Below are 12556 nucleotides of genomic sequence, written 5' to 3' on the forward strand. Positions count from 1 at the left end.
AATTAAATATTATAACTTATGATAGGTTTCTTTTCAATGATGGTCCGAGCCTCTTGTGATGAGCAGATTAAGTTTTTGAGCCATCTTCATAAAGCTATCTGCCTCTTGCTCCGAATGATCTTTATGAATGCATTCAAGGCCTTCAAGACCCATTTGTGAAAGTTCCAGAATTATCTTTTCAACATTTTCGAAAAACTCTTCGCTTCCCTTTTCTCCGATTTTTCTTATTTTGCCTGGATGCGCTAACACCGGTGTGCCTCCTGCACCCTTGATTATATTTATCGCTTCCTCAGCGCTCATGTTTTCCTTTTTGACGGAAGCTATTTCCGGTTTCGAAAATATTTTTTTAAAGGCATCTCTTACATCATCTGCTAAGCCTTTTTTTACAAGGGCTTTTGCCATATGAGGTCTTCCCACATATTCTGATGTGGTTTCCGCCTTAACCTCTTCCCATGTGAGGCCGTAGGTTTTATTTAAAACCTCCACCAGTTTCTTGTTTCTGTTCACCCGCCTTGCAGCGGCAACAGCGCATGCCTTCTTCAATGCTTCATCTTTCGTGTCTATGTCATAACCTAAGATGTGAAGCTTGATTCCTTTAAAATCTGTGGACAGCTCTATTCCGCTGTGAAATATCATACCTAGCTTTTCAGCTTGCGCTTCAGCTCTTTTTAAACCTCGTACATCATCGTGATCTGTTATCGCAACACATTCCATGCCGCAATTCCTTGCCCACATTATCGCTTCTTCAGGAGAATCCTCGCCGTCGCTGAAACAAGTATGAATGTGCATATCGCACTTATTTATATCTGTCATCAACTGCAGCATTACATCCTCCTTTTAGCTGTATTATCTAAAACTTAAACATTTTGTGAGCTGTTACAAACTTCTTCATGATATACAGTATTGCCAGCATCAGCACTATCGATGCCAATATCTGAGCTACACCAAAATATGTCCAAAATCCATTTTCAAAGATTTGTAAAAGGCTGTCTCCCGGCGGAAAGTCCTTTCCGTATATGCCGTACATCAGAGCTTCTCTGATTGGAGTCACAAACACTGGCACAGATATCAGCACCAGCAGTATCACCAGCTCCGGCCAAACAGTAAGGTAATGGCTATACAAAAGTTTATTGCTTCCCTTGCGATAAAGCCATATTCCAATACCTATGCAAGCAATCAGAATAACTATGCCGGTTACAAGACTGATATCTGCTATCAGTCTGAAATCCCCCATAACATCCGCCGCTTTTTCGCCGAAAACCTGTTGAGGCTTATAATCTCTGTTTTCTGTAAGGGAGAAAGTTCTTTTGCCATGCATCATAAAATCGTGAAACGCTCCTGCCACATCACTGTTTTCTATGCTATATGGCAGTTCTCTGGTCACTCCGCTCCTTGAAACATAAAATGTATAAAAGGCGCTACTTCTTAGCACTATATTTGATGCCAGAAACAATATACCGAAGGGAAGTAGTACCGTCAGTAGCGTTGCCCATATGTTCTGCCATGGCATTTTGAAATCGTTTCTGGTGTTTCTCCATGGATTTCTTCTGGATCTTTTGCTAATGTTTTTCATTCATTCTTTCCTTTGTCGATTACCCGAATATCACATTACCGTCGTCGATAGACTTTATCCGGGACAGAGACTCAACTCTAAAGCCTTTTTCTCTCAGCCGCTCTGCTCCACCCTGATAAGCCTTCTCTATTACCGCTCCCACGCCGACTACTTGGCAGCCTGCCTGAGCCGCTATGTCGGCTAATGCCAAGGCAGCCTGTCCATGGGCCAGGAAGTCATCCACGATGAGGATTCTTTCTCCCTCTTTAAGCAGTTCCTTATCAACGCATAAATTTGACACTGTTCCCTTTGTAAAGGATCTAGCTTCTGCACTGTAACGCTCTCCGGTCATCGTATTAGGCACTGTCTTTTTAGCAAACAGTGCCTTGCTACAGACTATAGCCTCCGCCGTTGCTAAGGCTACCGCTATGCCTCCAGACTCTGCCGTAAGTACCTTATCTATTTTTTCTCCTTTAAATCTGTCGGCAAGCTCTCTGCCGATTTCCTTCATCAGCTGTACATCTATCTGATGGTTTAAAAAGTCGCTGACCTTAAGGATAGCGCTGCCGATGGCTCTGCCTTCCTCGGTCAGTTTGTTTTTTAAACTTTCCATGTGTTTTTTATCCTCCGGATTACTTTTGTATCGTTATATGTTATCATAATGCCATGAAAAATACTAAAAAAAGAAATTTAAAAATAAGAAAATATTTAATACTCGCTTGTCTTGTAATTGCCCTTCTGCTCATTATAAAGGCTATAGTTTTTGTTGCAGAATATTTTTCCGTTCCGGATGCTCCCGATGACGATATCGATTATCCTGTTCGCGGCATCGATGTTTCCCATTATCAAGGAGATATCGACTGGCCTACCCTAGCAGATCAGAATATAGCCTTTGTCTTTATCAAAGCCACCGAAGGTAGCAGCCATGTAGATAAAAACTTCGAGTATAACTGGGAAGGTGCAACGGATACTCATCTTAAAGTAGGCGCATATCACTTTATGAGCTTCGAAAGCAGCGGCGAAACTCAGGCGGAAAACTTCATTTCCAATGTTCCTAAAGAAAGCAGCTCTCTTCCGCCGGTAATCGACCTGGAGCTTTACGGTGATTTTATAAGCAATCATCCATCCCAGGAAACCGTGGACTCAATTATCCAGCCTATGCTTCAAATGCTTGAAGACCATTACGACAAGAAGCCGATTATCTACACCACATCCGCCCTCTATGAGGAGTATGTAAAAGGCAATTACGATAACGACATTTGGTTAGCCGACCTGTCATTTCCGGAAACCCTGCCTGACGGCAGCGACTGGAAATTTTTACAGTATTCCTTTGAAGGAAAACTGGAAGGCTACTCTGGATATCTGCCTCATCTTGACTTAAATGTCTATAACGGCAGCAAGCTTGATTTTGTACGGGAGTACTAAACCAAAACAAAAGAGCGTATCAACTTAATCGATGATACGCTCTATTTTTGTCCGCATTTTTAATCTTTGGAAAGGCAATATGCTGCCTTCTGATTTAAGATAAGAACCCGTCAGACTCGCGCGTATCATCACAGTTTTTCGCACAACAACAACAGCAGCATGTCATACAGGCCGCTTTGTTTATGTGTGAATTACGCGCAAAACCGTTCATTCTTATCCTCCTATATCATAAATTGATCTGTTATTTACCATATTTTTCAGCAAGTCTCCTTGCCACATACACTCCCGAGGCCGAAGCCTGTGAAAGCGAATGAGTTACTCCGGAGCCGTCCCCTAAAGCATAAAGACCCTTTACGGCCGTCTCCAAATTTTCGTCCACATCGATTTTAGAATTATAGAATTTAACCTCAACTCCATAAAGCAATGTGTCCTCATTGGCCGTTCCTGGCGCAATCTTATCTAAAGCGTATACCATTTCGATTATGCTGTCAAGTTGTCTTTTTGGTATGACAAGAGATAAGTCTCCCGGTGTAGCTTTAAGAGTAGGCCTTGTAAAGCACTTTTCCATTCTGCGCTCGCTGCTTCTTCTGCCTTTAACAAGGTCACCGAAGCGCTGCATCAGAACTCCTCCTCCTAGCATATTTGAAAGTCTGGCTATGGACTCACCATATTCATTGCTATCCTTAAAAGGCTCAGTAAATGTATTAGTAACTAAAAGTGCGAAGTTAGTATTTTCCGTTCTCAGGGCCGGATCTGCATAGCTGTGCCCGTTCACAGTGATAATACCGTTGGTATTTTCCGTTACCACCTCTCCGTAAGGATTCATGCAAAATGTCCTTACCTGGTCGTTATACTGCTCCGTTTTGTATACTATTTTTGATTCGTATACTTCATCTGTAATATGCTTAAAGATTTCCGCAGGCAGCTCAACTCTCACTCCTATATCCACTCTGTTGGAGCTCATATGAATACCCATGCCGCTGCATATATCTCCTATCCATTTGGAGCCGCTTCTACCGGTAGCCAGCACCAGATCAGAACATCTGTAACTTTCACCGTCCTCTGTCACAACTTCAAAATCATGATCTCCCAGATGCTTAACATCTGCAACTCCCGTATAGAATTTATGTTCTATGGCATTTCCGGTTTCGGCATACATGTTTCCTAAAATTTTAACATTTCTGTCCGTTCCCAGATGTCTTACCTTTGCTTCCAGCAGATGCAGATTATTTCTCAACGCTATAGTTTTAAGTTCGGAGTTTCCTGTGGAATAGAGCTTTGCGTCAGCACCTCCGTGTTCGCATAAAACGCTGTCCACATATTCCATCAGCTCCATGGCTTTTTCCTCGCCTATATATTTATGCAGTTCCCCGCCGAATTGAGTTGTTATATTGTATTTTCCGTCAGAAAGGGATCCTGCACCGCCGTATCCGTTCATAATGCTGCACGGATTGCATTTAACGCACTTATCAGTTTTTCCTGCGGAAATAGGACACTTTCTGTTTTCCAGAGGGCCGCCCTTTTCTATAACTAAAACCTTCGCTTTAGCTTTAAGCTTCATAAGCTCATAGGTCATAAACACACCGCCGGCTCCTGCACCAACTATTATTATGTCATATCTTTTGTTTTCTGCTGAATTTGTCATACTTCTTTCTTCCTCCGTGGCACTTTGCTTTACTTATTTGATATCCGGTCGTAAAAACTCCGGATGCGACTTTATCGCACCCGGAAAAGTTGTGCCGTTTTCCACTTCTGTCAATCTATTTGTTAACCTTCTTTTTAAGGTCACTGCCGGTTTTAAATACAACAGCTTTAGAAGCAGGAATTTTAATTGGCTGTTCCGGTTTTCTTGGGTTTCTACCTGTTCTCGGTCTTCTGTCGACAACAGCAAAGCTGCCAAATCCAATCAACTTAACAGAGCCGCCACTTACCAACTCATTTTCGATGGTTTCCATGGCCGCATCAAGAACTAACTCCGAATCCTTTTTAGTGAATCCAGTTTTTCCTGCGATGGCTTCAACCAGTTCCTTCTTATTCATTTGTTCCTCCTAACTATCCGGGGCGCGCGGCCGGCTGTCAGAAGGCAGTTTTACGCGCCCCACCCAACTTATATAAAACTACAATTTATATTTTATCATAATTTCCAACAAAAAAATACCGGATGTAATATAAATCACATCCGATGTTATAAATCCGATAAGCTTTACAGAACCACCTTTTACGAGCTCTTCTTCAATGCTTTCAACAATAGCTTTGAGTGCTACTTCTGAATCCTTTTTCGTGAATCCCGTCTTATCAACTATAGCCCCTACAAGTTCCTTTTTATTCATGTTATACCCCCTGCGTTTCCTGTCAATATAAGAGACTTTTGCAACTGTAATAAAAAAGCACGCAGCTTTTGCCTGCGTGCTTCAGATATGTCATTATTATTCTGCTGATGCCATTATTGCGTCAAATTCCTTTACAGCAGCTTCAAATTCAGCATCGTCTTCAATGTCGATGATTTCAAACTCGTCATCGCCGACTTCCTTATAGCCGTAAATCCATACATCGTCAGTACCGTCTTCAGGTATGAGAGCTATGTATTCCTTTCCCTCTGCTTCAAAGACACCCATAATTTCACATTCAACTTCTTTGTCTTCAAATTCGAGAGTGACCATATCCTTCTCTTCTGTCATTGTGCTTTCCTCCGTTTTTTCAGTGATAATGATTATTTACTATACCATCAGTCGCCTTTTTTATCAATAAAGAAATTAACTATCACCTCAGCATTTGCCTGAGTTATACCGGGCACCTTGAGCAGTTCCTCTGCGGAAGCTTCTTTTATTTTTTCTACATTGCCAAAATAATTCATAAGGGAAGTCCTCTTTTTCGGGCCTATACCTGGTATATCGTCTAATGCCGATTTAAGCATTCCCTTTCGACGCTTGCCCCTGTGATAGTCAATGGCAAATCTATGAACTTCCTCCTGAATTCCACCAATATAGCCAAAGAGCATGCCGTTGCCTTTAAGCTCTTCTTCGACAAACTCTCCGTTGCCACCTGCAGACTGAGGACAATAAACAAGGGCTCTTGTTCTGTGAAAGTCATCCTTTGCCATTCCAGTAACGGCTATTTCCACGCCGAGGCTCTCCAAGGTTTCCCTCACCACCTGCACATGTCCCTTTCCGCCATCTATAAGCATCAGATCCGGCAAAGGTAAAAATGTCTTGTCTCCCGAAAGTCCTCTTTTCACTCTGCGGGCTATGACTTCTCTCATGGAAGCATAATCGTCGGCGCCGTCCACCGTTTTTATCCTAAACTTTCTGTATGCTTTCTTTATCGGTTTAAGCCCCTCATAAACAACCATGACACCCACATTGTCCACTCCGTTTATATTTGAAATGTCGTAGGCTTCAACTCTGTAATTTCTGTTTTTTGTATCGCTTAACAACGATATGATTTCTCCCGTCTCTTCGTCAACCCAACTTTCAGACGGCGGCCCGACCTTTGCCTTTGCAATCACATCGCCTATTTGCGTTCTTAATCTTTCGGCTCGTTCCTTCTTATTTTTTTCCTTTTCCTCTATGCTGTCAGTCAGTTCCATGGTGTCCCTTAGAGCCATTTCCATAAAAGCTTTCTTTTCGCCTCTGACCGGAACATTTATAGAGACCTTTTTACCCCAGCACTGGGAAAGAAATTCCTGTAAAATTTCTCTATCTTCTAAATCTTTGCTGAGAAGAATTTCCGACGGACCCTCAGGCATCTGTCCGTAATGCTGTTTTATGAAAGCCTCGATGACGCTTCCTGCTTCTTCGGTTTCAGGCACTTTCATATCAAAAGTGTCCCTTCCTATGAGCTTACCGTCACGCACAAGGAACTTTGTCACATATCCTCTGCCTGCATACAGGATTAAATCCATATCCCCACCGTGGGACAGGGTGACTCTCTGCTTTTCCGTAAGGGCCTTTGCCGCAATAATATAATCCCTGTATCTTGCGGCATTTTCAAAGTCCAGATTTTCCGATGCCTCGTTCATCTGTTCCTTAAGGTATGACAAAAGGTCTGACTGCTTTCCCCTTAGAAATTTAACAGCCTCTTCGACCCTGTTCATATAATCGCCGTGATCTGCTTTGCCTGTGCATATGCCATCACACTGACCTATGTGGTAATTGAGACATGGTCTAAACCCTTCCGGAAATTCGGAAGCGGAGCATTTTTTTATGCGGTAGACGCTGTTTAAAAGATCCACCATGCTGTTTACGGCACCCACATCACTGTACGGCCCGAAATACTTTGCCCCGTCCTTTAATATCCTTCTTGTCTTGATGATTCTCGGCCATTTGTCCGCCGTTACACATATATACGGATAAGTCTTATCATCTCTCAAAAGTATATTGTACTTAGGCTGATACTTTTTTATAAGGTTGTTTTCCAGCACCAACGCTTCCATCTCGCTGCCGCATCTTATGTACTCAAACTCTTCAATATTGGCAACCATGGCTCTAACCTTTGGGTCCATATTTTTTGAAGACTGAAAGTACTGCCTTACTCTCTTTTTTAGAGAAACAGCTTTTCCCACATATATTATTTGTCCCAGCTTATCCTTATGCAGATAAACTCCCGGTTCATCCGGGAGTTTTTTTAAATTTTCCTTTATATCAAACATCGGCTCCTCCGTTAATAAGGCCAATCTCTTCTTTTCTTTTCTGCCCTTTCAAGAGCAATACGCATGGCTTCTTCCTGCCTTTTTTTTGCTCTCATTTCGGCAATTCTCTTCTTTTTGCGGCTTCTCTTGACTTTAATAACAATAACTAAAATCAATAGCAGCACCAACGCAGCACCTATGCCAATAAGCATATAATCTGAAATGCCCACCTTGGTCCATGGTCCGCCGGTTCCTATGTCTCCGGTCACTACTAAATCCACTTCTGCGGTTACGACTCCCGCTTCTATGGCTCTGACCTTACCTGCCACAGTTCCCTTTTCCACCGGTGCTTTAAGCTCTTCTTCCAGTACCGTTTCGGTTTCTACCAAGGAATCCGCTCCTTCCGACGGAAGTGTCACTTTAAGGTCCTCTTTTGCCGCTACTTTGGCATAGCTTTTCTGTCCGCCTTTAACCTTTACCTTTCCAGCTTTTTCACCGGCCTTCATTGCAGTGTATGTCCTGTAGTTGTCCAGGCAGTAGCTGAGCAGAGACTCTGCATCTGTAAGACTGCTTTCGGCAGAAGATCCTCCCGTTGCCAGTACAATAAGTCTTGTTTCCCCTTTATCTCCAACAGCCACTGTGCAAATGCCGCTTTTTTCACCATCACCGCTGACAAGGGTCATATAAGCTTTTTCATCTTTATCCTTCTTTTTTTCCGTTTTTATTGTCGAAGAAAGCTTGCTGTCCGCAAAGGCCTTAGCAATCAACTTCATGTCTGCCAGAGTGGTTTTATGCTTTTCATCAGATGTCTGTCCTTCCGGACTTACAAAATTTGTACCTTTACATCCCAGTTCCTTAGCCTTGGCATTCATTTCCTTGCAGAAGGCAGATGTGCTTCCAGAGATTTCCTTTGCCAGCGCTTCAGTCCCTTTGCTGTCGGAAGCTGTCAGCATATCTCCTATCTTGGCTATATCTCCATCCGTCAGCTTCTTTTTATCCGCCGCAACAAGGGCAGTCATCAGCTTTGTCATCGCTTTCGGATTAAAGGATGCCTTTTCATTTTTACGATAGACAACGGCTCCCGTTCCGGCATCTACAACAATTGCTGCGCTGCTATCTGTAACTGGAGCTTCACCGGTTACAGCAAAAACAGGTACTGCCTGTGTAAATACAGACAGTACCATAATCAATGCCGTTATAAAACAAATATATGTCTTTCTTATTCTTCGGTTTAATGTCATATTTCCCCGCCACCTAGGATGGCTCTCCTCCATGATACTATCCTATTTATTATATCATAAGAAAAGTAGATTCGGATATCCATCTGCAATAAATATTCTATCCGGCAAAGAAATAATCCGCCATTTCGTACCCCTGCTCAAAGAATCTTCCTGAAGCTTCTCCTGCGGTTTCGTTAAATCCTCTGGAGCTATCCTGTTCCTTTACATCATCGCTTCTGTAAATAACATAAGGTACAGGAGTGGAACTGTGGGTTCTTATGCATATCGGAGTCCTGTGATCTGGCACGATAAGCACTTTAAAGTCTTCACCACTTTCTTTCAGATATTCCACAACCGGCTTAAGCACCAGTTCATCTATCTTTTCTAAGGCTTCAATCTTGCCGTCTATATCAGCCTGATGTCCGCATTCATCCGGGCCTTCAAGATGCATATATACAAAATCCTTGCCTTCTTCAAAGGCCTTTATAGCCGCATCCTTCTTTCCGTCATAATTGGTATGAAGTGTTCCTGTTGCTCCTTCCACATCGATACTGTCAAGGCCTGCGCAGATTGCTATACCCTTGATAAGATCAACGGCACTTATTGCAGCACCGGAAAGTCCGTACTTTTCCTTAAAGGCGGAAAGAGCAGGCTTCTTACCCTGACCCCATATCCATGCAGTATTTGCAGGATTAAGGCCTTTTTTAATTCTCTCAAGATTTACGGGATGATCCTTTAAAATCTCATAACTCTTTTTCATCATGTCGGTGATGAACTCGGCTCCCTCGCCCTTTGGCAGATGATCTCCGACTCTCTGTCCCAAAACATCGTGAGGAGGAGTCAGCTCATAATCCGTACGACCATTTTTCATTATCATGCAGTGCCTGTAGCTTACGCCCGGATAGAATTTTATGTCCTCTGTGGAAAGCTCTGCGGCTAAAGCTTCGATAAGCTGCTGTGCCTCTGCAGTGGTTATGTCCCCTGCGCTGTGATCCACAATGGTCATATCCTCGTAGGCTCCGTCACCTTCGATGGTTATTATGTTTGTTCTGAAGGCAACATCCGTATCATCCATGTCTATGCCGATGCTGGCAGCTTCCAAAGGAGATCTTCCTGTGAGATAAATTGCCGGGTCATAACCCATGACCGACAGATTTGCCGCATCGCTTCCCGGCGCTATGCCTTCAGGTACGGTTCTTACCATTCCCACTTCGCCTTCTGCAGCTAAAGCGTCTGCACATGGCATATTGGCCACTTCCAAAGGAGTTTTACCTCCCAGTTCTTCTAGTTTTTCATCTCCTGCCCCGTCGGGCACCAGTACAAAATATTTCATATCTTCACCTGCTTAAAATTAAGCGTTTTCCTTTCTGAATTCCTCCATGAAGTCTATAAGTGCCTCAACACCTTCTTTAGGCATTGCATTGTAAATTGATGCTCTCATTCCTCCTATGGATCTGTGTCCTCCCAGATTATGCAGTCCCTTTTCCTTTGCCTGGGAAACAAACTTCTTGTCCAGGTCTCCGTTTCCCGTTACAAAGACAACATTCATCAATGATCTATCTTCTTTAGCCACAGGACATTTATAAAATCCGCTGCCGTCGATGTAATCATAAAGCATCTTTGCCTTCTCAACATTGGCCTTAAGAAGCACTTCAACGCCGCCTTCCCTCTTGATTTTCTTAAACACTTCTCCTGCTACATATATGGCAAAACAAGGAGGCGTGTTGTATGAAGAATCATTGTCAGCGTGAATCTGATAATCTAAATAAATAGGAATATCCGCAGGAGCTTTACCTAAAAGGTCTTCTCTTACAATCACAAGAGTCATACCTGCAGGGCCGATGTTTTTCTGAGCACCAGCATATATGAGACCAAATTTACTTACATCGATATTTTCGGAAAGTATACACGATGACATATCAGCAACTAGCGTCACATCGCCCACATCAGGAACCTCTGCATAATGAGTTCCGTAGATGGTGTTGTTATACGTTATATGCACATAGTCAGCATCCGGTCTTATCTGACTTTTATCCACCTTAGGTATATATGTGAAATTGTCATCTTCAGAGGAAGCCACAACTTTGACATCACCGAACTTAGCAGCTTCCTTAGCCGCCTTTTTAGCCCATGAGCCGCCTACGATATAGTCTGCCTTTTTTGAACCCGTCATCAAATTTAAAGGCACCATTGAAAACTGTAACGTACCTCCGCCCTGAAGGAAGAGCACTTTATAGTTGTCCGGTATGCTCATAAGATCCCTTAAATCCGCTTCAGCATCCTTCAAAATCTGCTTAAATTCAGCTGATCTGTGGGACATTTCCATTACCGACTCACCGCATCCGTTGTAATCCGTAAGCTCTGCTGCCACCTTTTCTATAACATCAAGCGGCAGCATCGACGGACCTGCCGAAAAATTAAAAGCTCTTTTCATATGTATATACCTCCAAATTGTCACTATTTTCGCCTTTTTCAGAATTATAACACTTTACTCGAATATGGTAAAGTGTTATACTTTATATCAACAATTTTTCTGGAAAGGAGCTATTTCAATGTATAAAATCGCTACACTAAACAAAATATCGCCGGCAGGACTAAGCCGCTTCAGTGATAAATATACTCTTATCGACGAGCCCGAAAAGGCATCGGGAATCATCGTAAGAAGCCAGAACATGAAGGACATGGAATTTTCCGATGAGCTTTTGGCCATCGCCAGGGCAGGCGCCGGCGTCAACAACATACCGGTAGAAAAATGTGCAGAGGAAGGCATCGTTGTATTTAACACGCCGGGAGCCAATGCCAACGCCGTAAAGGAACTGGTAATTGCCGGAATGCTTCTGGCAGCAAGAAATATTCCATCTGGTATAAAATGGGCATCTTCCCTAACGGAAAATATTTCCGAGGCAGTGGAAAAGGGCAAAAGTCAGTTTGCCGGAACCGAAATAGCTGGAAAGACCTTGGGCGTTGTAGGTCTCGGAGCCATAGGCGTATTGGTTGCCAATGCTGCCCAAACTCTCGGCATGAATGTTATCGGATATGACCCATTTATATCCATTAAATCGGCTCATAATCTTTCCAACACGATACCAGTAACAGAAGATGCCGGCGAGCTACTTGCCGCCAGCGACTTTGTAACTTTGCATGTTCCTGCAACTGAAGACACCACAGGTATGTTTGATTCTAGGCGTTTTAGCCAGATGAAGGACGGTGCGGTGCTTTTAAACTTCTCTAGGGACAAACTTGTTAACGAAAAGGCTCTTACAGAAGCCCTTGCAGCAGGAAGCCTCCGTTACTATGTAACTGACTTTCCAACTGCTGGAATCGCAGGTCTTGATAAAGTCATAATGCTGCCGCACCTAGGCGCTTCCACTAAAGAAGCCGAAGACAACTGCGCTATGATGGCAGCAGATCAGCTAATGGAATATATCGAAAAGGGAAACGTTGTAAATTCCGTAAACTATCCTAATTGCTCCATGGGCGAACTTAACAAGGAGGCTCACGCCAGAGTATGTATTTTAAATAAAAATATTCCTTCTATGTTGGGTAAGATTACAGGTATCATGTCCGACCTCAATGTAAATATCAGAGATCTGACAAATAAATCCAAGGGCGATTTTGCCGTAACCCTCATGGACATAGACGCCGAGGTTACCGAAGAGCAATTTAAAAGCGCTCTGGATATTGACGGCATCATAAGGATAAGGATTATAAGAAGCAGATAACACATTGCAT

Annotated in this window: 13 protein-coding genes; 2 read left to right on the forward strand and 11 right to left on the reverse strand. The window is 43.1% G+C overall.

What is annotated here, in order from left to right; translation table 11 throughout:
- Positions 1–33: 33 nt before the first annotated feature.
- Genes INF20_RS06995 through INF20_RS07005 form a run of 3 tightly spaced genes read right to left on the reverse strand, consistent with a single transcriptional unit; the run spans position 34 to position 2165 of the window.
- Positions 34–825, reverse strand: a complete 792-nt coding sequence (locus INF20_RS06995; protein WP_226385658.1) for a PHP domain-containing protein — start codon at positions 823–825, stop codon at positions 34–36.
- 25 nt (positions 826–850) lie between these two features.
- Positions 851–1573 (reverse strand): hypothetical protein, encoded by a 723-nt coding sequence (locus INF20_RS07000; RefSeq protein ID WP_226385659.1) that lies wholly within the window; start codon positions 1571–1573, stop codon positions 851–853.
- 19 nt (positions 1574–1592) lie between these two features.
- On the reverse strand, positions 1593–2165 hold the full coding sequence (locus INF20_RS07005; RefSeq protein WP_226385660.1) for a xanthine phosphoribosyltransferase: 573 nt from the start codon (positions 2163–2165) through the stop codon (positions 1593–1595).
- Positions 2166–2218: 53 nt separating this feature from the next.
- On the opposite strand from INF20_RS07005, the gene INF20_RS07010 reads away from it, so the two are divergent.
- Positions 2219–2977, forward strand: coding sequence for a GH25 family lysozyme (locus INF20_RS07010; RefSeq protein ID WP_226385661.1), 759 nt, complete (start codon positions 2219–2221; stop codon positions 2975–2977).
- A gap of 241 nt (positions 2978–3218) precedes the next feature.
- Here INF20_RS07010 and INF20_RS07015 read toward each other — a convergent pair whose 3' ends face one another.
- From INF20_RS07015 to serC, 8 genes are all read right to left on the reverse strand, one after another.
- Positions 3219–4622 carry an NAD(P)/FAD-dependent oxidoreductase gene (locus INF20_RS07015; protein ID WP_226385662.1) on the reverse strand — a complete coding sequence of 468 codons (1404 nt, stop codon included), beginning with the start codon at positions 4620–4622 and terminating at the stop codon, positions 3219–3221.
- A gap of 115 nt (positions 4623–4737) precedes the next feature.
- Positions 4738–5016, reverse strand: a complete 279-nt coding sequence (locus INF20_RS07020; RefSeq protein ID WP_226385663.1) for an HU family DNA-binding protein — start codon at positions 5014–5016, stop codon at positions 4738–4740.
- 78 nt (positions 5017–5094) lie between these two features.
- The gene (locus INF20_RS07025; RefSeq protein ID WP_226385664.1) at positions 5095–5307 is read right to left on the reverse strand and encodes an HU family DNA-binding protein; all 213 of its coding nucleotides are present in this window, start codon (positions 5305–5307) and stop codon (positions 5095–5097) included.
- 96 nt (positions 5308–5403) lie between these two features.
- Positions 5404–5655, reverse strand: coding sequence for a DUF1292 domain-containing protein (locus INF20_RS07030; protein WP_226385665.1), 252 nt, complete (start codon positions 5653–5655; stop codon positions 5404–5406).
- 47 nt (positions 5656–5702) lie between these two features.
- On the reverse strand, positions 5703–7625 hold the full coding sequence (gene uvrC / locus INF20_RS07035; RefSeq protein WP_226385666.1) for an excinuclease ABC subunit UvrC: 1923 nt from the start codon (positions 7623–7625) through the stop codon (positions 5703–5705).
- A gap of 11 nt (positions 7626–7636) precedes the next feature.
- The gene (locus INF20_RS07040) at positions 7637–8845 is read right to left on the reverse strand and encodes a D-alanyl-D-alanine carboxypeptidase family protein (RefSeq protein WP_226385667.1); all 1209 of its coding nucleotides are present in this window, start codon (positions 8843–8845) and stop codon (positions 7637–7639) included.
- Between the two features lie 97 nt (positions 8846–8942).
- Positions 8943–10157 (reverse strand): cofactor-independent phosphoglycerate mutase, encoded by a 1215-nt coding sequence (locus INF20_RS07045; protein ID WP_226385668.1) that lies wholly within the window; start codon positions 10155–10157, stop codon positions 8943–8945.
- A gap of 18 nt (positions 10158–10175) precedes the next feature.
- Positions 10176–11258: a 3-phosphoserine/phosphohydroxythreonine transaminase gene (gene serC, locus INF20_RS07050; RefSeq protein WP_226385669.1), complete on the reverse strand. Its 1083-nt coding sequence runs from the start codon at positions 11256–11258 to the stop codon at positions 10176–10178.
- 118 nt (positions 11259–11376) lie between these two features.
- Here serC and INF20_RS07055 point away from each other — a divergent pair, with 118 nt between their 5' ends.
- Positions 11377–12546: a 3-phosphoglycerate dehydrogenase family protein gene (locus INF20_RS07055; protein WP_226385670.1), complete on the forward strand. Its 1170-nt coding sequence runs from the start codon at positions 11377–11379 to the stop codon at positions 12544–12546.
- Positions 12547–12556: the final 10 nt, after the last annotated feature.

Source organism: Gallibacter intestinalis, assembly GCF_014982745.1.
GTDB lineage: Bacteria > Bacillota > Clostridia > Peptostreptococcales > Anaerovoracaceae > Gallibacter > Gallibacter intestinalis.